General features: G+C 60.6%; 22 protein-coding genes and 1 tRNA gene. 8 read left to right on the top strand and 15 right to left on the bottom strand.

Going from position 1 to position 22,914, the window contains the following annotated elements; all coding sequences use genetic code 11:
- Positions 1-115: 115 nt before the first annotated feature.
- A complete protein-coding gene (locus ACE10W_RS36335; protein ID WP_028173867.1) occupies positions 116-748 on the top strand; it encodes a LysE family translocator in 633 nt (210 codons plus the stop codon).
- Between the two features lie 67 nt (positions 749-815).
- Entirely contained in the window at positions 816-1,226 is a 411-nt protein-coding gene (locus ACE10W_RS36330) for a GFA family protein (protein WP_028173868.1), read from the top strand.
- Positions 1,227-1,234: 8 nt separating this feature from the next.
- Here the strand turns inward: ACE10W_RS36330 and ACE10W_RS36325 are convergent, their stop codons facing one another.
- Entirely contained in the window at positions 1,235-1,987 is a 753-nt protein-coding gene (locus tag ACE10W_RS36325; RefSeq protein ID WP_304548739.1) for a sulfite exporter TauE/SafE family protein, read from the bottom strand.
- A gap of 94 nt (positions 1,988-2,081) precedes the next feature.
- Between ACE10W_RS36325 and ACE10W_RS36320 the strand changes: the two genes are divergently transcribed.
- Positions 2,082-2,972: a LysR substrate-binding domain-containing protein gene (locus tag ACE10W_RS36320; protein ID WP_028173870.1), complete on the top strand. Its 891-nt coding sequence runs from the start codon at positions 2,082-2,084 to the stop codon at positions 2,970-2,972.
- Between the two features lie 20 nt (positions 2,973-2,992).
- On the opposite strand, the gene ACE10W_RS36315 is transcribed toward ACE10W_RS36320, so the two are convergent.
- The 3 genes from ACE10W_RS36315 to ACE10W_RS36305 form a co-directional block, all read right to left on the bottom strand.
- On the bottom strand, positions 2,993-3,958 hold the full coding sequence (locus tag ACE10W_RS36315) for a tripartite tricarboxylate transporter substrate binding protein (RefSeq protein WP_304548737.1): 966 nt from the start codon (positions 3,956-3,958) through the stop codon (positions 2,993-2,995).
- A gap of 18 nt (positions 3,959-3,976) precedes the next feature.
- The gene (gene hisN / locus ACE10W_RS36310; RefSeq protein ID WP_011090456.1) at positions 3,977-4,759 is read right to left on the bottom strand and encodes a histidinol-phosphatase; all 783 of its coding nucleotides are present in this window, start codon (positions 4,757-4,759) and stop codon (positions 3,977-3,979) included.
- Between the two features lie 550 nt (positions 4,760-5,309).
- Positions 5,310-6,200 carry an N-formylglutamate amidohydrolase gene (locus ACE10W_RS36305; RefSeq protein WP_011090455.1) on the bottom strand — a complete coding sequence of 297 codons (891 nt, stop codon included), beginning with the start codon at positions 6,198-6,200 and terminating at the stop codon, positions 5,310-5,312.
- 377 nt (positions 6,201-6,577) lie between these two features.
- Here ACE10W_RS36305 and cpdR point away from each other — a divergent pair, with 377 nt between their 5' ends.
- The 3 genes from cpdR to ACE10W_RS36290 all read left to right on the top strand — a co-directional run bounded on the left by cpdR (position 6,578) and on the right by ACE10W_RS36290 (position 8,377).
- On the top strand, positions 6,578-6,937 hold the full coding sequence (gene cpdR, locus ACE10W_RS36300; protein ID WP_007597092.1) for a cell cycle two-component system response regulator CpdR: 360 nt from the start codon (positions 6,578-6,580) through the stop codon (positions 6,935-6,937).
- 72 nt (positions 6,938-7,009) lie between these two features.
- Positions 7,010-7,084 (top strand) — tRNA-Val (locus tag ACE10W_RS36295).
- A gap of 519 nt (positions 7,085-7,603) precedes the next feature.
- The gene (locus tag ACE10W_RS36290; RefSeq protein ID WP_171901129.1) at positions 7,604-8,377 is read left to right on the top strand and encodes a hypothetical protein; all 774 of its coding nucleotides are present in this window, start codon (positions 7,604-7,606) and stop codon (positions 8,375-8,377) included.
- On the opposite strand, the gene ACE10W_RS36285 is transcribed toward ACE10W_RS36290, so the two are convergent.
- From ACE10W_RS36285 to ACE10W_RS36235, 11 genes are all read right to left on the bottom strand, one after another.
- Positions 8,334-8,573, bottom strand: coding sequence for a hypothetical protein (locus ACE10W_RS36285; RefSeq protein WP_249163493.1), 240 nt, complete (start codon positions 8,571-8,573; stop codon positions 8,334-8,336). The two genes, ACE10W_RS36290 and ACE10W_RS36285, sit on opposite strands and share 44 nt — an antisense overlap.
- A 3-nt stretch (positions 8,574-8,576) precedes the next feature.
- A complete protein-coding gene (locus ACE10W_RS36280) occupies positions 8,577-8,879 on the bottom strand; it encodes a hypothetical protein (protein WP_051000294.1) in 303 nt (100 codons plus the stop codon).
- Between the two features lie 140 nt (positions 8,880-9,019).
- Positions 9,020-10,594, bottom strand: coding sequence for an AAA family ATPase (locus ACE10W_RS36275; RefSeq protein WP_271613082.1), 1,575 nt, complete (start codon positions 10,592-10,594; stop codon positions 9,020-9,022).
- Complete coding sequence (locus tag ACE10W_RS36270; protein WP_304548713.1) at positions 10,591-11,070, bottom strand: hypothetical protein; 480 nt, start codon at positions 11,068-11,070, stop codon at positions 10,591-10,593. Before ACE10W_RS36270 ends, ACE10W_RS36275 begins: the two co-directional genes overlap by 4 nt.
- 11 nt (positions 11,071-11,081) lie before the next feature.
- Positions 11,082-12,029 (bottom strand): hypothetical protein, encoded by a 948-nt coding sequence (locus ACE10W_RS36265; protein ID WP_051000295.1) that lies wholly within the window; start codon positions 12,027-12,029, stop codon positions 11,082-11,084.
- 199 nt (positions 12,030-12,228) lie between these two features.
- Positions 12,229-12,396, bottom strand: a complete 168-nt coding sequence (locus tag ACE10W_RS36260; RefSeq protein ID WP_162494163.1) for a hypothetical protein — start codon at positions 12,394-12,396, stop codon at positions 12,229-12,231.
- 1,460 nt (positions 12,397-13,856) lie between these two features.
- On the bottom strand, positions 13,857-14,093 hold the full coding sequence (locus ACE10W_RS36255) for a DUF6894 family protein (RefSeq protein ID WP_060910319.1): 237 nt from the start codon (positions 14,091-14,093) through the stop codon (positions 13,857-13,859).
- Positions 14,094-14,871: 778 nt separating this feature from the next.
- Positions 14,872-16,086, bottom strand: coding sequence for an FAD-binding oxidoreductase (locus tag ACE10W_RS36250; protein ID WP_271613083.1), 1,215 nt, complete (start codon positions 16,084-16,086; stop codon positions 14,872-14,874).
- A 211-nt stretch (positions 16,087-16,297) separates the two neighbouring features.
- Entirely contained in the window at positions 16,298-18,088 is a 1,791-nt protein-coding gene (locus ACE10W_RS36245) for an adenylate/guanylate cyclase domain-containing protein (RefSeq protein ID WP_271613102.1), read from the bottom strand.
- Between the two features lie 427 nt (positions 18,089-18,515).
- Positions 18,516-19,112, bottom strand: coding sequence for a DUF6647 family protein (locus tag ACE10W_RS36240; RefSeq protein WP_271574382.1), 597 nt, complete (start codon positions 19,110-19,112; stop codon positions 18,516-18,518).
- A gap of 718 nt (positions 19,113-19,830) precedes the next feature.
- Positions 19,831-21,126, bottom strand: coding sequence for a sigma-70 family RNA polymerase sigma factor (locus ACE10W_RS36235; protein WP_271613084.1), 1,296 nt, complete (start codon positions 21,124-21,126; stop codon positions 19,831-19,833).
- A 446-nt stretch (positions 21,127-21,572) separates the two neighbouring features.
- Between ACE10W_RS36235 and ACE10W_RS36230 the strand changes: the two genes are divergently transcribed.
- Both ACE10W_RS36230 and ACE10W_RS36225 read left to right on the top strand, forming a co-directional pair.
- Positions 21,573-22,175: a GNAT family N-acetyltransferase gene (locus tag ACE10W_RS36230; protein WP_271613085.1), complete on the top strand. Its 603-nt coding sequence runs from the start codon at positions 21,573-21,575 to the stop codon at positions 22,173-22,175.
- A 75-nt stretch (positions 22,176-22,250) separates the two neighbouring features.
- Entirely contained in the window at positions 22,251-22,787 is a 537-nt protein-coding gene (locus tag ACE10W_RS36225) for a hypothetical protein (RefSeq protein ID WP_271613086.1), read from the top strand.
- Positions 22,788-22,914: the final 127 nt, after the last annotated feature.

Here is a 22,914-nt window from a genome sequence, read left to right as displayed (position 1 = left end):
TATGATCCGCATTGCAAATTCAAGGTAAATCCTACGCAGTCCCGGCGGTGGACGACGGCCGCCGAACCGACTAAGCCCGATCCCTTGAGACGGACGGGGCGGCGGGGCACCTCACATGCTGGGCATTCACGAAATCTGGCTCTTCATCCTGTCGGGCGTGCTGCTCAACATCACGCCGGGACCGGACTCCGTCTACGTCATCGGCCGCAGCATGCAGATGGGCTGGCGGGGCGGGGCTGCCGCCGCCTTGGGCATCAGTTGCGGCTGTTTTTTCCACGTCGCAGGCGCGGCAATCGGCCTTTCGGCCCTGCTGATGGCCTCATCTACCGCTTTTTCGATCCTGAAGCTGGTTGGTGCGGCCTATCTGGTCGTCACGGGACTTCAGATGCTGTGGTCGCGCCCGACGCTGGCATCGGCGATCGACGAGCCGGCGCGGAGCTCGTTGCGGCGGGTGTTCCTCCAGGGCGTCTTCACCAACGCGCTCAATCCCAAGGTCGCGCTGTTCTTCCTGGCCTTCCTGCCGCAATTCGTCGCAGCCGATTCTCCGCACAAGCCGCTCGCCTTCCTGACCCTCGGCCTGATTTTCATCTGCACGGGAACGCTGTGGTGCCTGGTGCTGGCGGCGTTCGCGGCAAAGGCCGCGCACCGCTTGCGGGCCTCCGAGGGCGCGATCGCCTGGGTCAACCGTGCGCTCGGCGGCCTGTTCATTTATCTCGGCATCCGCGTCGCCATGCTGGAGACGCGGTAACTCGTTCGAACGAATGACTGGTGTGGCATGCAATCGGCCCGATAGAGGCCACGCGCGGGAGGTTTCGATGATTCGTGGAAGCTGTCTGTGCGGCGCCGTGCGTTTCGAGATCGACGAGGTTCGCACGCTGACGCATTGTCATTGCGTCAATTGCCGCAAGCTGACCGGCGCGGCATTCGCCACCTATGCCCATGTTGAAGCCGACAAGTTTCGCTTTGTCGCGGGCGAGGACATGACGGTGGCTTACGAGTCCGCGCCGGGCAGTTTTCGCCATCGCTGCAAGACCTGCGGCTGCCTGACGCCGGGCAAGGCGAGTTATTTGCCGACCGTCAGCATTCCCGCCGGCCTGCTCGATGACGATCCTGACGTCAGGCCCCGCCTCCACGTCTTCACCTCGTCGCGCGCGCCGTGGTGGACGATCCAGGACGATCTGCCTCAATACGATAAATGGGTGCCGGGCTACGCGCCGAAGGCGTGAGCCTCTTCTCAGGCGAATTCCTTCGCCAGCGCGCTGCCGGCCAGATAAAGGCCGAGCAGGATCATCGCGATCAGGAACCAGCGGCGAAACGCCTCCGCCGGCATCCGCGTCCGCACCGACTGGCCGATGAGCATGCCGGCAAAGGCCATGGCGAGGCCCACGGCGCCCGGCACCGCATTGGCCGGCGTCAGCAATCCGCCGGCGGTGAGGTTGAAGGCGAGCGCCAGCGTCGCGGTCGTGAAGAACACGCCGAGTGCCTGCACCAGCTCGTCCTTCTCCATGCCGATCGCCTGCATGAACGGCATCGAGGGGATCACCTGCACGCCGGTCGAGGCGGAGATCACGCCGGTGACCACGCCGACCACGCCACCGACCCATTTCTCGTTCTGCGGCGCGACGCGGAACTGGAATTTGTTCAGGCCGATCACCGCGTAGATCACGAGCAGGGCGCCGAGCACGATCGTGCCGTAGCGCGCGTGCGGGCCGGTCAGCGCGCCGGCATTGAGCCAGCAGCCGATCACGGTGCCGATCATCAGCGGCCACAGCCGCCTGAGGATGTCGCGCAAGTACGGTCCGACGAAAGTCTGCCAAATGTTGGTGATGATGGCGGGCACGATGACGATGGCGATCGCGCGGCTCGGGGCCATGCTCACCGCGAGCAGGCCCATGGAGACGGTCGGCAGGCCGAGCCCGACCACGCCCTTGACGAATCCGGCGACCAGGAAGACGGCGGCGATGACAATGAGGAAAGGGTCGATCATGACCTGCACATTGACCGAAGCCGCGCCCGGGCACAATCTGGAGGTTACGGAGACAGCCTTCGCTATGGACGAAGGCTTGGTTGGAGGAGACCAAATGCGTTTCGATCTCGTCGATCTCCAGCTGTTCATCGCAGTCGCCGACCAGCGCAGCATCACCCGCGGCGCGGAGCGGTCGCATCTGGCGCTGGCCTCGGCCAGCGCGCGCATCAAGGGGCTGGAGGATGCGCTCGGCGTCGCGCTGCTCAAGCGCGGCCGCCGAGGCGTTGAGTTGACCGCGGCCGGCGAGAGCCTGCTCGATCATGCCCGTCTCGTCATTCACCAGATCGACGCCATGCGCGGCGATCTCGCCGGCTTTGCCAGCGGCGTGCGCGCCAGCGTGCATTTTCTCGCCAACACCTCCGGCCTGTCGGAGCATCTGCCGAAGGCGCTGGCCGGCTTCCTGCGCGAGCATCGCGACGTCGCCATCGACATCGAGGAGCGCGAGAGCACCGACATCGCGGCGGCGATCACCGCCGGTGCCGCCGACCTCGGCTTCGCCGCGGAGCACGCGCTGCCCGACCATATCGAGCGCTTCGTCTTCAGCGAGGATCACCTGACGTTGGTGACGTCACGGCGCGGCCCGTTCGCCGGCCGCCGCCAGATCGATTTTCAGGAGGCGGGCGCGTGCGAGTTCGTCGGGCTCACCAGCGCCACCGCGCTCCAGGTTCATATTTCGAAACACGCGGCCCGGCTTGGCATGCGGCCGCATTACCGCGCGCGCCTGCGCGACTTCGATGCGATCTGCCAGATGGTCGCCGCCGATGTCGGCGTCGCCCTGGTGCCCGAAGCCGCTGCCCGCCGCTGCGCCAAGCTGATGCCGCTCGCCATGGTCCGCCTGCGCGATGCCTTCGCCAACCGCAAACTCGTGATCTGCGCGCGAAGCTTCAAGACGCTGCCGCGCCCGGCGAAGATGCTGGTGGAGCATTTGCGGGCCGAGGCGGTGTGAGGCCGTTCGCTTACCGAGCGCTACTTCGCCGTCTCCACCCCGGCGTCCTTGATCACCTTCGTCCACTTCTTCGTCTCGTCCGCGATGAATTGGCGGAAATGCTCCGGCTCATCACCAACAAGCGTCGCGCCTTGCGCGGCGAGCTTTTCCTTCACGGCCGGATCCGCCATCGCCTTGGTCGCCAGGCCATGCAGCGCTGCGACGATCTCCTTCGGCGTGCCCTTGGGCGCGACCATGCCGTACCAGTTCTCGATGCGCAGATCAGGAAAGCCCGCTTCCGCCGTGGTCGGTACCTCAGGCGCGGTCGGTGCGCGCTCGACTGAACCGACCGCGATCGGCCGCAAGGCGCCGGCCTTGACCTGCGGCAGCAGCACCGGAAGATCGAGGAACGTTATCTGCACCTGCTGGCCCAGCAGGTCGTTCACCGCGGGTGCGGCGCCGCGATAGGGCACGTGCACGATGTCGATCTTCGCGGTCAGCTTGAACAATTCGCCGGCGAGGTGCGGCAGGCTGCCGGGGCCGGAGGAGGCGAAGTTGAGCTTTCCGGGCTGCGCCTTGGCCAGCGCGATCAATTCGCCGATGTCCTTGGCGGGGACGTTGGTGGCGACGACAAGCATTTCCGGCACGGTCGCAACCAGCGTTACCGGCGTGAGGTCGGACAATGTGTCGTAGGCGACCCGCTCCATGCTCGGGCTGATCGCGAGCGCGCCGGCTGAGGAGATCGCGATGGTGTAGCCGTCGGGCGCGGCCTTCGAGACCGCGTCGGTGCCGAGCACGCCGCCCTGGCCGCCGCGATTGTCGATCAGCACCGGCTGGCCCGAGAGCTCGGACATGCGCTGGCCGATCACGCGCGCGATGATGTCGTTGGGGCCGCCGGCCGGGAACGGCACGATCAGCTTGATCGGCTTGGCCGGAAAATTCTGGGCGGAGGCGAGGGCGGGAAACAGAAGCAGGCTTGCGAGGAAGAGCTTACGCCAGTTTTTCATACAAGCCTCTTGGGGCGGCTATCCGTTGAGCAGTTTCATTGCTTCTTCGTGGACCCTGGCATCGCCCGCCGCGATGATGCGGCCGCCGCCCTGGGCCGGCTTGCCTTCCCAGGTGGTGACGACGCCGCCGGCGCCGGTCACGATCGGGATCAGGGCCGCGATGTCGTAGGGCTTCAGCTCGGTCTCGACCACGAGATCGACGTGGCCGGCCGCCAGCATGCAATAGGAGTAGCAGTCGCCGCCATAGCGCGACAGCCGCGCGCCCTTCTCGATACGGCCGAAAATGGCGCGGTCGCGCTCGTTCATGAGCAGCGGGCTCGTGGTGTAGGTCGTCGCCTCCGACAGCGAAGCGCAGCGGCGGACCTGGAGCCGACGCTCGCCGGAGGGGCCTTTATAGTTGGCCGAGCCGTTGTCGCCGGAAAAACGCTCGCCGATGAAGGGCTGGTGCATCATGCCGAACACCGGCGCGCCCTTGTGCAGCAGCGCGATCAGCGTGCCCCAGATCGGGAACCCGCCGATGAAGGACTTCGTGCCGTCGATGGGATCGAGCACCCAGACATAGTCGGCGTCCTCGCGCTCATTGCCGAATTCCTCGCCGACGATGCCGTGCTGGGGGAAATTGGCCTTGATCAGCCGCCGCATCACCGCCTCCGCGGCGCGGTCGGCTTCGGTCACCGGATCGAAATCCTTGGTCTTGCTCTTGTCGTCGATCGACAGCGAGGTGCGGAAGAACGGCAGGATGGTTTCGCCGGAGGCGGTGGCGAGCCCTCCGATGAAGGCTGAGAAGTCGATCACCGTCACGGCGCATCCTCAAAACGAAAGTCGGGTGAAGCTCGCATCTGCCTATCTCAATTCGCCTCTCGCGTGCAGCGCTGTCTTGATTTGCACCCTGGTATTTTGGATGCCGATGCCGGTTGCCTCATCCGAGCCATCTCCTGGCCAAATATCGATCATTGAGTTGAAAACTTAGTTCCGAACATGCCTTGTTCGTATGCAAATGACTATCAACCCATTGAATTTCCTTATCAAAGGAACTGAATCTGGGTTTCTCTGGAAGCAACAGAGCCATGTGTGTTTTGCATGGGAAATGGCTCAAAAGCCCTTGCACTTTGTGCGGCGCGGCCGCATATTGTTGCGGTGCGGTAGCGCTCTGCGTTACCGCTGCCCTCCTTGGGCGTTTCCTCCCTAGACTTGGGCCGCTTGCGTCATTCGCGAGCGGCCCTTTTTTCTTTGGGTCGCCTGTTTCACTTCGGCTGTGCGAAAACGCGAAGTGAAGATCCGGCGCCCGATACGCTCGCAGCTTTGTCTGGTCCTTGATCCGCGACGTGGTCGCGCGTCGCAGGCTTGCCGCCTATTCCGCCGCGGCCTGGAACGGTCCGAGATCGCCGAACGGGATCGTGGCCGCCAGCACGTCGGCGAGGACGCCGAAGTCGGTTGCCACTTGCGCAAAGCGCGGACTGCGCTCGCGTCGTCGCTCGTCCATGTAGATCGCGCGGTTGAGCTCGAGCTGCACCGCGTGAAGCCCGCTCGCCGGGTTGCCGTAATGCTCGGTGATGAAGCCGCCGGCATAGGGCTTGTTGCGGCCGATCGAATAGCCGAGCCCGCCCATGGTCTCTTCGACCCGGTCGGGTAACAGCGGGGTGCAACTCGTACCGTAGCGGTCGCCGATCACGATGTCGGGCCGGCGCGGCTCGTCCCTGCTGACGCCGACCGAGGGCATCGAGTGGCAGTCGACCAGCACCACCGTGCCGAACATCTGGTGCACCTTGTTGATCAGCCGGCGCAGCGCGCGGTGATAGGGCTTGTAGAGCGTCTCGATCCGCGCCAACGCATCGTCGACCAGGATACGGTCGCGATAGATCTCCTGGCCATCGCCGACCACGCGCGGGATGGTGCCGAGGCCGCCGGCGACCCGCATCGAGCGGGTATTGGCAAAGCTCGGCAGGCGGCCGGTGAACATGCGGGGGTCGAGCTCGTAGGGCTCGCGGTTGACGTCGACATAGGAGCGGGGAAAGTTAACCCGCACGGTCGGAAAGCCGCGGGCGCTGAGATGGCCGATCAGCTCGTCCATGAAGGAATCTTCCGACCGCCGCAGCGTCGGCAGGTCGATCCTGGAGGCGCTGAGGAATTCGTCCGGATAGGTCGAGCCGGAATGGGGCGAGTTGAAGATGACCGGCGCGCGCCATTCGGCGGGCTCGACGATCTCGAATGCTGGCGACATCTCGCCGTCAAACCGGGTCATCTTCTCAGGCTTCGTCCCTTATTCCCAGGCTTCGTCCCTTCACGCCACAAGATCCGGCCCAGCAGGATCCTGTAAGGCCCGGCAAAGGCTTGAACGGATTGATTCGGCCGGTCGAGCGGCTCTCATGTGTCGTCATTGTCCGGAATCGCAACCATTCTGCCAAGCGAAAAGATGTGATCTGCGCTGGAACATGTCTTAACCGTGCAGGCAGCGAGGCGGGGATCGTCCGGTCGGCTTCGATTGATTCGATCCGCATTCCGGTTCACAAGGAGCCGGCAGCGCGATCCGTCCAGGGTAAAGATTTTCACCCCAAATTTACCCTCTGTCGGGCTTAGTGACCTCTGCTGATATCCTCTGGGGATTCGACGTTTCCTGCCATGCCAAAGATCCTGCTCGCCGAAGACGACAACGACATGCGCCGTTTCCTGGTCAAGGCGCTGGAAAACGCCGGTTTTCAGGTCTCGTCCCATGACAACGGCATGGCCGCCTACCAGCGGCTCCGCGAAGAGCCGTTCGAGATGCTGCTGACCGACATCGTGATGCCGGAGATGGACGGGATCGAGCTCGCCCGCCGGGCCTCGGAACTCGACCCCGACATCAAGATCATGTTCATCACCGGCTTCGCCGCGGTCGCCCTGAACTCGGATTCGGACGCCCCCAAGAACGCCAAGGTGCTGTCCAAGCCCGTGCATCTGCGCGAATTGGTCAGCGAAGTGAACAAGATGCTGGCGGCCTAAATCGGCCTCCTTCCGTCCTTGCGCCGGGTCCCCTGAGCCGTTATAGGGACCCCACCGATGAAATGACCTCTAGGGCACGTAGCTCAGCGGGAGAGCACTACCTTGACATGGTAGGGGTCACAGGTTCGATCCCTGTCGTGCCCACCATCTTCTTCAAGGGTTTAGCCGCCTTGCGGCTGGCCGGCGAAAAGATGATTTCCACGAGATTTCCACGAAGGCGCTCCGTGGCGCTGGAAGCCTCACCGCAGACATTGATGCCGTCCGGTCCAATGCCGGATGCCCCGCTGCTTTCCACTCGGTTAGCGACCGCGCGATGCGCGCTACTCAACCTGGGGCCCGCTTCCTGCCCGACATTCATGCCGTCCAGCTTCATTCCTGGAGACCGATCTCTGTCAGCTTGGATGACGTTCGATTGATGCGCGCTGCCGAAGCAAAGGTCGGCTTCCCCCCCGTTACTCCGAATGTAACGCAGAGCAGGACAGGCCCCTTTCTCAGCCAGCTTTTCGCCCACAACAATCACGTTCATCGCATCCTATTGCACGACAGCCTATCTCGTCTGCCAGCTTTAGTGTCAGCTGAAGTCGTCCTGCCGTCAACATCATCATTCGCTTGGAAAGCCACAGCTCTGGCTTATAATAAACGACCTTCGCGAATCGACGATTTTTTATGGCTGCGCGCCCCGGACGTATCGCAAACGATTGGCTTGCCTATATCAGGCCGCATCTGCGTCCCTTTGAAGCTTTAGAGCACGGCGAACGCGGCGACTACATCGCCAAGCTGTCGAAGAAAGTGAGGCTCAGCGACAACACGCTCCGCCGCTTTATCGCTGCGGCACAATTCCTGGAGGCAGAAGGCATCACCGAGCTGGCACCTGATGTCAGGATGCCAGTGGCTGCTGTCGAGCGGGTCGCTCGAATTGCCGCAAGGCAACCGGAGCGCCGTCGAAAATTGCTCGAAGATGTCAGCGAGGGCAAGCTGACGATTATGGAGCTTCGGGAGCTCCTGAAAAAATGCAGGAAGAGTGCCAAGCGGCCGGGTGGAGCACACTCGACTTCGTCATTAGACCGTGTCGCCCGGGAACTCGAGATCCGCAACATCTGCAAGCGAGGCGAGGTCGTGCTCGCGCGCGCTGATGAAGACGAGTTTGGATGGCTTTTGACCACACCGATGAAGCGGAGCTTCATTGTTCGCCTTCCCGAAGCGCGGCGCGCATTGATCTTGGACGCGATGATGTCGCAAGGATCCGGAACGTCGTTTGCTATGCAGCGACGGGGATTCCTGCGGAACGTCCTTGTTGGCGCAAGCCTTTATGATTTTGTGTTCGTATTCGCCGCGGCCTGGCATTACGAGGTTGAGAAGTTAGTGCAGCAGTTGCGTCCTGTGCTCCGGAAGAGTGTCATCCTAGTAGATGACAACTGCTCTCGGCGACCTCCGCCTTGAACGAGTCCTCGACATCAAGCTTGGCCTTGTCGCGTACGGCAGCAAGCGCCACCTGTACCTTCGTCTCGACCGTGAGCTCGACTTCCCGCCTGGCATCGTCGAGCTCGCGCTCCTTGCGAAGCATGCCCGCCTGGATCTTTTGGGCTGCAGCCAGCTTTTCGCCATTGCTCGTGAGCATCTGCTGCAAATCGGCCAATTGCTAGTCGCGGGTGCTGAGCTCGTCGGCGACCGCCAGACGCGCTCTCTTGGCTTCAGCTTCGGCGATGTTCGCCCGCTCCGCCTTCAGCTTGGCCGCCACCTGCTCGTCAACGGCCTCGCGAGCTTTCGCGATTTCTTCTCTGGCCTGCTTGAGTAGCGCTTCGCGCCGGCCAAAGTCTTCCTCCTTTGCAGTAAGCTGTTGATCGAACTTGCGGCGCGTCTCTGCGATGAGGGGAGCGGCGAGCGATTCCGTCAGCTTGATTTCGGTGTGGCAGTTGGGGCAGACGATCTGGGGATCGGTCACGGCATCGGTCCTCTGAGAATTGACCGTGATAGTATCGGGTGGGCGTGCGCCACTTAAGCCCTGGGGACGGGTTATCCCGCGCAAATGCGGCGGCCGAGGCAATAGCGGCCGTGGTCTTCCTGAGCCGTTCTCCTCCATGATCAGTTCCTCGATGCGTGGATGTCGCGCTCGCGCAGGACGGCTTCGACAACACGACGCAGGCGGCGCACCGAGCCACCGGCCCAGTTTCTCGCGACCGCCTCGTGCTCAATGCCATCGAGCGGCGTCACCCAACTCTGATCGAGGCCGCGCTCCCTCGCGAGATCGGTCAACACGGCCGGCAGCAGGGCGTCGAGATCCTTGGAGGTCGGTTTGGGAAAGCTCACGACCCGGAACCGGTCCCGGATCGGACCGGGCAGGGGATCGAGACGGTTTGCGGTAGCGACGTAACTTACCTGCGACAGATCAAGATTTGTCTGAAGCGCGGGATCGGGATAGCGCGAGCTCGTCTCCGCTTCGAGAAATGCGAGCAGCACGTCCCAAAGTCGGCCATTGTCGCTTCGCGTCGCAGCCTTCTCGATCTCGTCGACCAGCACGAGCGGATTGGCAATGCGTGCCTGCGCAATTGCGAGGAAGGCGTGACACGGCTCGGCTGAGTACCAGCGCCGGTCCGTGCCCCCGAAGGAAGCACTATCGGAGCGGCTTGCATCGCTCCGCCATACGGCGACACCCAAGACCTCGCCCAGTCGGCGGGCGAACCGGCTCTTACCACCGCCGGGCTCGCCAACGATCAGGAGGGGGCGCAAATGCACTGTCTCGCGTCCAACGAGATCTGCCAAGGCGAAGTCGACGACCTCGCTGGCGTACGGGAACTCGAACAGCAGGGTGTTGCGCGCTTCGTACAACGCCGGTGCCTGAACGAGCGGTAAGGCGACGTTGACGACGTCCTTCAGCGGCCCGATGATCTCCTTGAGCTTGGGGCTCTTCATCTCGTTTTCGGACAGACGCGCAACGACGAGATGATGATCGGGAATGACCTCGAGGATCGGGGCGGCTTGTCGCTCGACGGCTTCGGTCCGGTCGGCTTCCCGTTGCCTTCGGCGGTCATTCTCCTCCCTGAACTGAAGTCGCAACGCCGCTTTGGCTGCGGAGATGCGATGCTCGGCCGTGCGGTGCCCGACCAGGGAGGCGTTCATTGCCGCAGAGAACTTCTTTGGCACAAAATGCGTGCAGGCCTGTAGCGCGGCCCAGCCATAGGTGAACCGTTCAAGGTCGCAGCGAACCTTCTGTTCGACGATCAGCGAATTCAGCTGAAAGGCCTTGACCAGTGCCTTGGCGACCCTGCGATGCTGCTGGAAGTGTTCGTCATCACGTGGCGTCGGCAAGCTCACGAGCCGGACACTATCAGCAAGGCTCCTGAGAGCTGGCTCACTATGAGCGACCGCGCGGCGATCGAGTTCAGCCGCCAGCGCCATTGCGCCCTCTAACGACCTGCCTTTGGCCCATGCGAGATTATGGGACAACTGCGGGCAGAGCTCTTCGACTTCAGCGATGAGCCGCTCCTCAACGTGATCGGCGCCATCGACAATCAGCATTGCATAGCGCAAAAGCCTGGGCAGGCCCTTGAGGCGTTCGTCCCAATCGGCCGAATCGGCAGCGGCGCCGGTCGAGGCGGCGTCCTCCGCTGTCGGTAGATCCAGATGATCGGAATTGTCATCGTCATCATTCGCGCTCAAGCGAGATCCTCCTCGCAAAGAGCCAGCGAGACCATTGCCTCCGTCCGGGCAGACTGACCGGTAGCCTTAGCGTAATGGATGTGATGGTTAAGCCACAGGGTGGCGAGTTCGACCTTAAAAGGAAGATCGAACTCGAGGCGACCAAGAACGTGCGACAGCACGAGCATGGCCGCGGGGTCATCGCTGAGGGCCGAGTGAAGCAGGGCGGTCATCGTGATGTCGACGGTCAGCGAAATGTCGCGGATCGGCATCAAGGAGAGGGCGGCAGCGATCGCAGCTGCCGGATCGCCACTCAGGGCGGCCCGGAGTTTGTCGCCGCCATGAAGGACGGCGATTCGTTGCAACATGGTACCGATGATTGACTGTTCGGTGTATCGGAACTGATGCACCGAGAGCATCCGCCACCACGCCAGCGGAGGGCCGTCGTCCGTGGAGAGCGGCCAGATATCGCTCGTGGGATTGTTCGAAGCAGACATTCGCGGCCCCCTCAGTTCGCAATGATGATCGGTTGCGGGTAGCGGCGGGGGACCCACACTCTCGAACCAATATGGGCGCCCGTGATGACCTTCGCCGCGATAGCGGCGGATGGAAACCAGACGGCGACCAGAAGGCGCTTTCGGTCGGCAGCCCCGGGGATCGTGGCCAGGGCGTGCTTCGCTTCCAATTCGCTGCGGCGGGTGTCGACGATCCCCTGGGCGCTACCGTTGATGGGCCAACGGAATTCGGCGCCGGGCATGACCACGAACCCGCGATCGGATGTGGGATAGCCCCGTGCCCAGAGGCCTACATAATTCAGCTCAAGCTCACCTCCGGCGGGAGGTGTGGCGACGATGTCGATCAGCATCGGCTCCATGTCGTTCGGCCCGATCGGATCGTCGTCTCGTTCAGTTGAACTAACTACGGGAACGCGATCGAAGTAGGAATCCAGTGCCAGACAACCCGCGTCAAACAGTTGCTGACGCGCGTCCTCGAGGATGCGCTCCATTTCGGCGCGTTCATCGGCGCGGACCCTGGGAATTGTCGGGGTCCACTCGTTGGTGATGACGACGTGGCGCGCTGCTTGAGCAATGCTCCAGAGGTGATATTGAAGATAGAATGCTGGGTCCTTGTTGGACCAGGGCTCGGGATATCCGACGACAACGTAGGCTACGCGGGCAAACGCCTTTGCCGGATCGGCAAAATGCTTCGAGAAACGCATATTGATGTTTTTGGTCTCGCCGAAGTAGGCCGTCTCGCGGTTCATCAGCACGTAGGCGGCGGGGCCGACGGCCAGCGCCAGATCGGTGCTGTTGCGATCAGCGAGGGGGATGACCCAGACCCCAACACGGCTCGCGCCGTGATGCACCAGCCGAGGGCTGGTGATGCCATCCCCGGGACGGAAGATCTTGGACGTGCAGGTGGTCCGCGACGATGGCAGGTCGAATGACAATGACATGACTGAAATCCCTCTGTTGCGAGAGATCGCCGGCCGACGTCGTGAACTGAGTATCGTTTTTGCCGCCAGGTGAGCCGAAGCAACGGAGACCCAGGCATCGCAAAGGTTGGTCGTTTGGATGGAAGGCAGAGCAGCCGGTCCCAACGAGGAGGTGGCCTTTCGCCACCCCTTGCGATGCGCGACGTCGAATTGACGATCGCTAATCCGTGAACGACGAGTTGAAATTCTCGAAGACCGTCGCGAACACCGGCACAAGGCCGCCGTCCGGGAAGCGTTCACTCTTGTCAACGGCAGAAGGTAGCGGCCCAGGCCGCAGGTAGGTTTGGGGCAAGGATGCCGAATCGGCGCTATAGTGGCTGGTAGCCATGAACGACTCTCCATTAGTCGGTTGTGGTCAGGCTGTCGTTTGGTGTTCCAGCACCGGACGGCAGCCGCTTATCCGCTTCGCGCTTGCTGCGAAGCCGATCAGATATGCTAACTTTCGGCTGGATATGCCAAGCTTGCCGCGTTGGTATGGTTAATGCAGCCTCGTAGCCAGGTGCCCATCTGGCCTTCCTGTATCCGGTTCAAGTCAGATGCTGCTTTCGTAGTTCGAAAAGACCAGGCGCCCTATGGCGACCTTGCCCGCTTCGTTTCCGGACGAACGGACCACTCTGACTCAGATATTGGCTTTGCGGTCATTTTCGCGACTGGTGCAGGAGGGTCGTTAGCTCATAGACCGTGACGGCCGTCCCGAGGAAGCGCCGAAGGAGTCACGCCGGGAGCGATCTCGTCGATGGCCCAGAGAAGGCGGCCACCTTTGGCGACCGCCCTTAGGGCGACGCTCGCTTTACCTGGGGACGGCTAGATCCAGAGCAGAAGGAGCACTGCGATTACTATCCATAGAACGAGATTGGATCCTTGAGCGATCGTAACCGCGCCTGTTTCGCGATTACGGAAGAATCACCGGAGGAATTGGCACCTCCATTCCCCAGCGAGCGCGCGCTGGGGCTGAGTTCGAGGATCAAGACCGCCGTGCTGGCTGGGGCTCGACGCCATCAATGCTACCCAATCTTGCCGAGCTCCGGTCTGGCCGGCACCGATCTCGATCGCTGCGGCACGAACCGCTCGGGCAGCGTGCACCATCGGCGTTGGCCAACATGATGACCCAGTCGTCGCACGTCACACGGTAGACAATCCGCAAGGCGACGCAGGCCTGAGAGCCGCCAACATATTGAACGAAGGCTCGATATCATTTCGTTTTGAAAAAGATTAGGGAAATGAGAAGTGTGAAAATCTAAGTCCTCTCTGCTGATCTCGGTCTGATCGGAATTGGATCGAAATATCTTTGTCGAGGTTATTCGTCCCTTATTTTTCTGCTTCGGACGATCGGCATTTGGCATTGAGGCGACGCTGAAGAGGCGATAGCCCTACGGGTGAGATGGCAATGCTGTCGATCAAAAGCGAGCTGGGACCTAAAAATCCGACCCGTTTCGTAACGCCACCCGTTGCGTAATGTGAAGTCGAGTGCTCATTGTAAGCGCACGCGCTTTCGTAGCTATATCGGAACGTTTTTGATGAGGTGGGTTACTAGCTAGTTCCCGCGCTGGACTGTTTAAGCCTGCTAGCCTAAAGTTGAGCGGCGAGGAACATCTCGGTCTGTCCTGCTCAGATCGCGCGAGCGCCTTTGTCTGTGCCTCAGCGGTGGCGTTATCAAATACCTCCGGACGCATCCGGCTGCGGGCTAGGTTGTCCCAGTAGAAGAATTTGGACGGCCGCCCTCCGGGAAGCGCGCATCGCAATTGCCGCCGTCGGGCACCATCACGGAGCGTAGGTTAGTTTAGTGCATTACGTTGTGACCGAAAAGTTGACGACAAGGAAGATCTGCCCGCCGATTCCGGGGCTGTCGGTCACCTCGACGCGCCAGGTAAGGTCCTGCCACAAGGGTCCCTCTGCTCCATCGTTGAGGATTTTACTGCTCAATTCGATCGCCGCTGCTTGCGCGGCGGCGATATCCGGAAGTTCCAGTCCGACATCATCGAAGATGGTAATGCCGTCGTGGACATGGAAGAAGAAACGGGTCATCCGCACGACTCCCCAAGAGACGGCAGCGAAAGCGCGCGCTCTCTGCCCGCCAATGTGCGTAACGCTAATATATACCGGGGGTGCTAAGGCGGAGAGGACGCTCTTTTGGGGAGATGGAGTGCCTCTTCGGGGGTAGGTGTCTGGTCAGATCCCAAGTCGGCGGACTTCGCCTGGGCGGAGCGCATCTGATTTCACGCGCAGGCGGTGCTGCAAGAGCCTAACGATTTGCCCGTCACCAACGACCTGCGCGACCGCTTCGGTCGCCCTCTCAGGTTCGACCGCTGCAACCCAGTATGATCTTTCCCCGTCGGGCGCGATGACCGCGACCATAGGTAATCGGACCATCATCAAAAAATTCCATACTGAAAGTCACAACCATAAGTTTTAGGATTTGCCAAAACAAGACCTGGTCGCAGTTATGGTTAGCGTCGGCGAGAACCAGATAGATGTCGCGGTCGAGCCGGTCCGCGGGCAAGATCGAGGGCGAGACACGCATACGCAAACTCCAACACAGACGGTATCGGAGAGACGACCCCGGCTTCAGGGGCTTCCGGCGGGGAGGGCCGGGGCCGCTCCGCCGGCTCGGGGGCGAGCCGGCGACGATTCAAATGCGCCGCGCTCGCGTGGTTCCTGCACTAGGGCGTGTACTCACAAACGTCGGCTTACCAATGTCAAGCGGAAGTCTGCCATCTTGAGCGTGATCGGCGACTTGTGACCCATAGCCGTCATTCCTTCGTGACTCGAAGCGCGTCGACTTTCCTAAATCACCCGCGGTAGCTTAGACGGCGCCATAGAAGTGCCGATACTGCCAAGCGGCTTCCCTCTGTAGTTGAGGTTCAGACCACGGCTGGTCTTTGAAGCGCATGACAGACATAGGCGAGAGATCGACAGCCGGCTTGCCATCGATGATCCAGGTTGCAAGCGCCTCTCCGATGGTCGGCGAGATTGAGAGGCCAGCGACGTTGCACCCGCTTGCAAAATAGAAGCCTGCAGCTCCGGAGGCCGGGCCAAGGATGTGGTGGCCGTCGGCGGTCATTGTCGGAATGCCACCACGAAATTCTCGCACTTTTGCCGTTTGCAGGATTGGAAGTTGATCTTTGACTTCAAGAGCCGCTGAACGCAGCACGTCGATGTCGAGTGGCATGTCCTTGATGTCGAAACTGGCTCCGAGCGACTCCATGTCGAAAAGTCGTGGGGTTTCTTCGTAGACACCCCAAAGCAAGCCGCCCTGGCAGGGACGCGTGTATACGGCGGCATCCATGATCCGAATCATTGGTTGGTCAGCACGCGCGCCATCCAAAGGCTCGGTGACGATGAGTTGCTGCCGGGTCGGGACCAGAGGCACGGAAATCCCACATGCCTCCGCGACCTGTCGCGTCCATGCACCAGCCGCATCAACCACGATCGGGCCTTCAATGATGCCTTTCGAGGTGGTTACGCCGGTCACCTTGCGGGCAGTGATGTTTACGGTGAGCACGTCCGTCTTTGGCAGTACGGTTGCGCCTCGAGCTGCCGCTGCTATGGCGAAGCCGGTGGCGACCTGCACGGGGTCGAAATACCTGTCGTCACCGATCCTCATCGCCGCGACGACGCCGGTCGGCTTTAAAAACGGATTGAGGCGACTTGCCTGCTCCGAAGAAATCGGCTCGACATCAAGGCCCATGCGGCGCCCGCGCTCAAGGTCAGCCCTGATCACCTCCGCGTCCTGCGGCCGACGCGCGATCTTCAGGCTGCCAGAGTGCACCCAATCGAGAGGCTGCCCCGTTTCTTCGGTGAACGCTTCAATCTTACGGCAAGCGTCCTTGATGAGGCCAATCATCAAGTCGCTCTTGCGGACGCAGCTCACCATGCCCGCAGCGCGGGGCGAGGTTTGCGATCCGATATCGTGCTTGTCGATCAGAACGACGTTGAGACCGCGTTTGCTCAAGTAATATGCTGTGGCAGCGCCGAGGCCGCCGGAGCCAATGACAATAGTATCGGCCTTGCTAATCATGGGACTATGCTCGAAACACGTTAGCTGGCACCGAAGTCTATCACCGGCGGTGGTAGCCGACTATTCTCTTTCTCTGGGCAACAGCCGTAACGAGGGCCGTTGTTGGCCCAGAGGCGAAAAGGCTCGGGTAGTCGCAGAAGTCCGGTGTGTTGGGTAGAGTGGACATGGGCGACACGGTCTTCGACCGGCGCTCATTTCCCAAAACCGACCTTTAGCCCTCTGGCAGCCCGGCCAAGCGCATGCCCTCATAGAAGCGTTCGCGTCTGACTAGGTAAGTCGGATTGTTACTCGGAGCGTGGCGTTGGAAGCGGCGGATGGTGAACCCTGGATCGAGTGCAAGCCCTACCTGCGCGGCGGCCCGTGCCTCGTCCAGCCACCCAAGCAGCGCCAGCGCGGCGGCGAGATGGAAATGCGCGAGGGGGAAATTGCGGTTGGCCTCGATGCTTCGGCGCAGCCAGGCGACCGCCTCGGCGTCGGCATTGAGCTGCACGTTGGCGCAGCCGACAAACAGCATCCACCGGTAGACCCAGATATCCCGGGGAGAGAGGCGCAGCGCCTCATGGACATGGGCCTCGGTCTCCTCGGCGCGAGCAAGAAAATACTTGGCAAGACCAATCCAGCCATGGGCGTTAGCTAGATTTCGATCCAGCGACAACGCGTGCTCACATTCGGCGATACCTTGGGCCGCGCGGGCCGTAAAAATATGCACGGCGCCGAGATACATGTGGGCCGGGGCGTATTGCGGAGCCAGGGACAAAGCCTTGATTAAGGCCCCCTCGGCCGCCGCGAGCAGCGCAGCGCGGTCGTCAATAGAAAAGTTAGCGCCCCTATTAAAGTCAACTATTGCGCTGCCAACCAGTGCTTCGACACAGTCGGGATCGAGCGCCAAGGCACGTTCGAAAAAGCCGCGCGCTTGCGCCAAGTGTTCGTTGGTTAGTCCTTCGTGTAAGCAAGCGATGCCCTGAAAATACAGGTCCATCGCATCAGGATGCGGCGAACGTTGCGCTAGCCGTGCCTCGGCCGCGATGAGCTGGGCATCGAGAGTGTTAGCGAGCCGCGAAACGATTTCGTCCTGCATATCGAAAAGGTCGGCGACAGGCTTGTCGAAGCGTTCGGCCCAAAGATGATTGCCGGTTTTCGCGTCGATCAGCTGCACATTCACCCGAAGTCGGTTGCCGCCCCGCTGCACCGAGCCTTCGAGCACGTAGCGGACGTTCAACTCGCGCCCGACCTTCTTCACGTCGACGGCCATGCCCTTAAACGTCAACGCAGTGGTGCTGGCAATCACGAATGAGTCCCTAATGCGCGACAGGTCCGTAGTCAGGCTCTCGGTCACGCCATCGGCGAAATAGTCTTGCTCGGGATCGCCGCCGATGTTCGCGAACGGCAGCACCACGATGGACAGATGTGTCGGGGGAGGTGTGCTCGGCATCGCACCCTCAGTCGTTGTGCCCCGAATAAATCCATCCCAGACCACAGCATAGGCTCGGACTGGGCGGGCAATATTCTTGAGGCTCTGCTCGCCTAGATCGGCGAACTCGACCGCGACCTTGCCGCGAACCTGATCGTAGGCGGAGGAGGATAGGCAGATGCCGCCGGGTTCGGCGATGCCCTCAAGCCGCGCCGCGATGTTAACGCCGTCTCCAAAGATGTCATGCGGTTCAACAATTACGTCGCCGATATTGATGCCCACACGGAACAGGATGCGCCTGTCTTCAGCATAACCGACGGTAAGTTCGCGGACGCGGGTCTGAAATTGAATGGCAGCTCGAACCGCTTCGACCGCGCTTGGAAACTCTGCCAAGAAGCCGTCGCCGGTGTTCTTCACAATGCGGCCCCCGCGTTCGGCAATCGCGGGCTCGACGGCGTCTGCTAGGAGCGCTGCCAGTTTGGCGTGCGTTGCCTCTTCGTCATTGTGCATCAGCCGCGAATAGCCAGCGATGTCGGCGGCCAATATCGCCGACAGCCTACGCTCGACCCGGACTGGCCGCTTTTGCACCATGGCTCGCAACCCAACCGAGGAGATATTGTACGACGGATCGAATGACCAGGCCACGCTGCTCATGTCGCTTATTGGCCCAGATGCGACCCTGGGCGCGGCACAACAATACGTCCGAAATTGAGGTTAGACCGGAAGTCGTCGGCCGAGACGTACACCGCTGCTTTTGACCCCGAACGGACATTGGGTCGCAGCGTCTCGAGTCGATTGGCTGCTTCGGCCCACCTAGGGGATAAGCGCTGTCGGCATTGGTCCGGTTGGCTGCGGCACAAACTGATGCTGCTGCCCCCGTACCATTGCCAAGAGCGCCAATATGATTGCAACGACCGCCAAGAGTCGGACCATCAAATTCAGACCTGCTGAAATTGTGTTCGTACGGACGAGACCTGGACTTTGGACATGTTTGGAAAAGCAATCGTTCAACTCACGGTCAAAACATGCATGCTGAGGAAATCAGCACCGTGAACATGTCGACGTCAAACTCGCGCTCCAAGCTCATTCCGAACCGCCCAAGCCACTTGTCCTGAGCCAAATATGCCAACTTCTCTCGCGCCCTCGGGCATTCGAACCTGAGCTTGGCCAGGTTCTGGAGGTGATGGACCATTTCGTGGACCAGGATCGATTGTTCGGCTGGTGAAGTCCCAGTCCAGTCATCAGGGAGGAGGATCGTTTTTGACGTGTTGTTATAGAGGGCGACGACCTGACGCTGAGCCAGTTCATCGAATGCGTCGTTCTCCGTGAAACTCTCCGAAAGGGCACCATCTCCGAACCGCATCGTCGCGAGTTTCATCTTCGACGCAAATTCGATGGCTGGACGTTCCTTGATGGCCGGCAGATCGAAATTCGAAGCGAGCCAAGTCACAATTTCATCCAACAAGTCTTCCGCGGCTCGCGTTGCGTCGGCACGCGACGGAACCGAAGGCGAACCGGTGGGCGCGGTGGGCTCCGACCCATCACGACAATGGGCTTGAGACGATGCCGACGTTAGAGAGGCTATGACCGCGAGCAAAAGAAGTCGCTTGAACATGAAAACCTCCTCGGAGGTCGTTCGAAACAGAAACCCTTTTGAAACAATCAGTCAGCAATTGAACTTGCTGCAAGCATAGCATTCGCATCACGACGCCGTTGTGAACCCGTTCACACTCGGAATCGTGGCGCGCCAGGCGCTTAGTAAATCAAGCTATCGGCAGAGGACGAGTATGACTTAATGTGATCGCGGTGGCTCCAACAAGGAGAGCGACAGCCACAAATCCGGTGATCGCGCGATGCTTCATGATGGGAAACCTCAGGCTCCGAAGCCCACAGAAGTGAGCCCCGCAAATCCCGAAAAGGTTCAACCGGATGACCAACTCGATGAGGGGCACGTGGCTGCACTTCTGGCGCTGGGCTGCAGTGTAGTCCGCAGGTGGCCCGTTGCCGACCTTCGCTTATAGGGCGGCAATGTCTGCCTTCAGGAGACAATGCGGCTTTTTCACGCAGGTAAGCTTGATATCGGCGCCTGCCTGTCCCTTCATCGTTTAGCAGCGCCGTGGTGCAATCGTCAGCCCAACGCAAGATATCGCCGGAATTGATCAGTTTGCAGTGGGGTTGTTGTCTGCCTGATTAGCGATCGTGAAGCAGGCGACCATGACGAAGATTTCCATGTGATCGCCCAAGGCGCTGCCTCGGCTCTTGCCCGTTTCTCTTTGCCGCATATTCGGGCCAAAAGGGCAGAGCGGCAGTGAGCGAGGCCGGGAGGCCGGCCACTAGCTGGTACTACCTCGGAACACCTTCGCAAAAGTTTCGAGTTCATTCACGTTTAGATCTGAAATCGCGACATACGATCGCTCACGGTTTGACCATCTGATCATGTTGAAGCCATTCTCCGCCCGCCAATCGAATGGCACGTCGAGCTGATCACGCCCGGTGATTTCGGTCAGGCTGATCACGTGCTCGCGTCTGCGATATACCAGGGTCGACAACGGTGTCCTGCCGACGACATCGACCCGTCCGCCTACAAGTTCGAAGCCTTGAGCAGCGAGATCAACGACCCGTGGCGATTGGGTGATCCGACCATTGAACCAAGGCTTAACCGTATGCTGGTCCGAGGAAGCGACATCCGTGGGCTGTTCTGCCATCAGCGAGCGGAGGTGGGCGTCAAAGAGTTCGACTACCACGATCTCCTGCGGCGCGATCCTGCGGAGTGCGATTCCGGTCAAGGTGCTGGACAGGGCAGCCACGGCCAAGATCGATGCCGCGATCTTGGCCCAATTGGGCATTCGTCGTGTCGTTTCGAGCGCAAAGGCGGCCTCGATCCGCGATCGCAGTTGTGGCGGAAGCGGTTCCGGCGGGCATTTCTCGGCCAGCACTTTCTTTAAGGTGGCGATTTCATCCGCGAGCTTCCGCAAGTCGGGGTCGGCTGCGATCTTGCGCTCGACTGCGAGCGCGGCCATGACGTCAAGTTCCCCGTCGAGATAGGCGTGAATGAGATGCAGATCATTGTCGTCCGAGAGTGGCACTAGCAACTCTCCTGCTTCATTCGTGCAATCAGCCTGTGGCGGGGCTCGCGCTAGTCTCGACATCACCGTTCCGATCGGGCTACCGGTGATGCCCGCGATTTCGCGATATTCGAGTCCCTGGATATCCCGCAAGACCAGTACTTCCCTAAATTCGGCCGGCAGGGCCGCGATGAAGGCCTCAAGTTTCGCCGCATCGGCGGCGGCAATTAGCGCTGCTTCCGGTGATCCTGCCGCATCCCCTTCGTTTCCCCGCTCGACGCTGAATCGATCGGTCTCGCTCAGCTCGTCAAGGCCAACCAAAGCCGCGGCCTTTTTTTCCTTGAGCAAGGTGAAAGCGGTATTCCTCACTATTGTCAGCAGCCAAGCATGTGCATTCGGTCCCGAGAACCGCGGCAATGCTCGAAACGCTCTAATGCACGCCTCCTGCACGACGTCCTCGGCGTCCGCACGGTTGTGCGTGAGCCAGCGCGCAAACGCATGCGCATCGGCCAGATAGGGCGCAACGACAGTCGTGAACTTTTTCCTGTCGTCGCTAGGGTTCAACCTCGTCCCCTGCTTAATGAACTCAAATATGGAACCAAATATTCCCGGCCATCAGAAAAATAGGTGGACGCTTTCTGCAAGCGTCCTCCAAAGGACAAGCAGCCTCGCAACTCGGTGCATCAGTCGCAGCGGCAGCCAACCTTATCCAAATGGACCATTTCGCTGCAATTGAGGCGCCGCGATGAGATCATCGCATCCCACCGCTCAATGGCTCCTGCTGGACAATTTACAGCGCCAATCGGCTTGCCGGGATCGAGGCGTAGCGCGAACGGATTACTTGTCGCTGGAAATCCAACGGCAGAAATAGACTTGAAAACATCGCCGTTTATTCCGACCGTCAAAGGAAAAAGATTTCGAGTAGCCCCCGGGAATTTTTTCGCATCGGGCCAAGTTAACTGAACATCGGTACACTTGGACAATGCGGGCATTCGCTCAAAGGAACGCCAATGGCGGCGGTTAGTGGAATCGCGCACGCTGAGAGGGACACACCGTTGTGGTCCAACCCACAACAGTCTGATCTCGACATCCGTCAGCTCGACATTGGGCAGCTTCCGTCGGTGCAGGCATTTTTGTCCAGGCTCGATGCAGAGAGCCGTTGCCGTCGGTTTGGAGCGCCGCTCTCGGATGCGGCGCTCGATCTGCAGGCGATCACCGCGCTCGAAAACGCTGAACTCATGCTCGGAATCTTCTCTGAACAGAGGCTTCGCGGGCTGCTGGAGCTTTATCGGCAGGGCGGCTCGGGTGTGATGGAGCTTCTGATTGTGGTGGAGGGAGCATCTCGTCGGCGTGGAATGGGTCGGCGCCTGCTGAATGCGTCGATGCTTCAAGCGTTGGATATGGGTGCCCGAAGCGTTGATCTTATCTACACGAGCGACAACTGGCCGATGCGAAGACTCGCGCAAAGGGCGGGAGCCAGGATCGATCTTTCTTTTGGCACGTTCCGTGCCCGGATCGATCTTGTGCAGAGGCCAATCATCACAAGACATTTGAGAATACCCATTGCCGATGATTTGCCGGGAGTGAACGGGCAGCCTGGGAGACAACTTTAGCTCCCTCGCTTCCGAAACCCTATGAGCTGGTTCACAGAAGAGCGAGCCAGGATACTCAGGTATTGGAGTGCAGAAATGACTTTGGCAGATTACTCATTTGGCGCATTTGCATTTTTGAACACAGCGAGGTTGTTAGGCTATTTTCCCCAGATCGTGCGCGTTCACCGCGACGATAATGGCGCCAAGGCTGTTTCAGTCTTTACTTGGATGCTGTTCTCCGCCGCAAATGTAGCGACTGTAAGCTACGCGATGATCGTCTCGCATGACGCTGCGATGGCGATCATTTTCGCGCTTAACACGCTCGGATGTCTGACCATTGTTGGTCTGACGATGTGGAGGCGAGCAGGGATCCGCAGGACGGGGGCTGATGATGGAGGGGCATATGGTCGACTATCTGGAGCCTCATCGGAGAAAATACCTGGACGAGCTAAGTCCCGGGGACCGCAAACTGTGGCGCAGATGGCAGATTGGCTGGTCTTTAGCCTACTCCGCTGTTCTGCTCGTTCTCATCGGCGTGGGGTACCCTCTGCTGGATCCAAGGACACCGAGATCGCGCGGTCTAGCTCGCCAGGACAGCACGCGCAGACCGTGCGTTTTGGCGGATCGAAATGAGTTCGCGCGCCAACCCAGAACTAGCGTTCCGTGCGAACCCACTTCTCCGCACTGTTGCCACGTGACCACCGTTATTGTTCCAACAGGGTGTAATTGACATGACGATTACCGATCGAATCCAAAACAC

This window comes from Bradyrhizobium sp. B025 (genome assembly GCF_042257955.1).
Lineage (GTDB): Bacteria > Pseudomonadota > Alphaproteobacteria > Rhizobiales > Xanthobacteraceae > Bradyrhizobium > Bradyrhizobium diazoefficiens.
Note: the sequence above shows the minus strand (reverse complement) of the source record. Positions and strands in the feature narration are given on the sequence as shown.

What these genes read in the sequence shown, in the direction of transcription:
- ACE10W_RS36250 (WP_271613083.1), bottom strand. Translation starts at nt 16,086, where the DNA reads ATGATTAGCAAGGCCGATACTATTGTCATTGGCTCCGGCGGCCTCGGC.
- ACE10W_RS36265 (WP_051000295.1), bottom strand. Translation starts at nt 12,029, where the DNA reads ATGTCATTGTCATTCGACCTGCCATCGTCGCGGACCACCTGCACGTCC.
- ACE10W_RS36270 (WP_304548713.1), bottom strand. Translation starts at nt 11,070, where the DNA reads ATGTCTGCTTCGAACAATCCCACGAGCGATATCTGGCCGCTCTCCACG.
- ACE10W_RS36230 (WP_271613085.1), top strand. Translation starts at nt 21,573, where the DNA reads ATGGCGGCGGTTAGTGGAATCGCGCACGCTGAGAGGGACACACCGTTG.
- ACE10W_RS36315 (WP_304548737.1), bottom strand. Translation starts at nt 3,958, where the DNA reads ATGAAAAACTGGCGTAAGCTCTTCCTCGCAAGCCTGCTTCTGTTTCCC.
- ACE10W_RS36260 (WP_162494163.1), bottom strand. Translation starts at nt 12,396, where the DNA reads ATGGCTACCAGCCACTATAGCGCCGATTCGGCATCCTTGCCCCAAACC.
- ACE10W_RS36290 (WP_171901129.1), top strand. Translation starts at nt 7,604, where the DNA reads ATGGCTGCGCGCCCCGGACGTATCGCAAACGATTGGCTTGCCTATATC.
- ACE10W_RS36255 (WP_060910319.1), bottom strand. Translation starts at nt 14,093, where the DNA reads ATGACCCGTTTCTTCTTCCATGTCCACGACGGCATTACCATCTTCGAT.
- ACE10W_RS36305 (WP_011090455.1), bottom strand. Translation starts at nt 6,200, where the DNA reads ATGACCCGGTTTGACGGCGAGATGTCGCCAGCATTCGAGATCGTCGAG.
- ACE10W_RS36335 (WP_028173867.1), top strand. Translation starts at nt 116, where the DNA reads ATGCTGGGCATTCACGAAATCTGGCTCTTCATCCTGTCGGGCGTGCTG.
- cpdR (WP_007597092.1), top strand. Translation starts at nt 6,578, where the DNA reads ATGCCAAAGATCCTGCTCGCCGAAGACGACAACGACATGCGCCGTTTC.
- ACE10W_RS36225 (WP_271613086.1), top strand. Translation starts at nt 22,251, where the DNA reads ATGACTTTGGCAGATTACTCATTTGGCGCATTTGCATTTTTGAACACA.
- ACE10W_RS36330 (WP_028173868.1), top strand. Translation starts at nt 816, where the DNA reads ATGATTCGTGGAAGCTGTCTGTGCGGCGCCGTGCGTTTCGAGATCGAC.
- ACE10W_RS36320 (WP_028173870.1), top strand. Translation starts at nt 2,082, where the DNA reads ATGCGTTTCGATCTCGTCGATCTCCAGCTGTTCATCGCAGTCGCCGAC.
- ACE10W_RS36245 (WP_271613102.1), bottom strand. Translation starts at nt 18,088, where the DNA reads ATGGTGCAAAAGCGGCCAGTCCGGGTCGAGCGTAGGCTGTCGGCGATA.
- ACE10W_RS36325 (WP_304548739.1), bottom strand. Translation starts at nt 1,987, where the DNA reads ATGATCGACCCTTTCCTCATTGTCATCGCCGCCGTCTTCCTGGTCGCC.
- ACE10W_RS36240 (WP_271574382.1), bottom strand. Translation starts at nt 19,112, where the DNA reads ATGTTCAAGCGACTTCTTTTGCTCGCGGTCATAGCCTCTCTAACGTCG.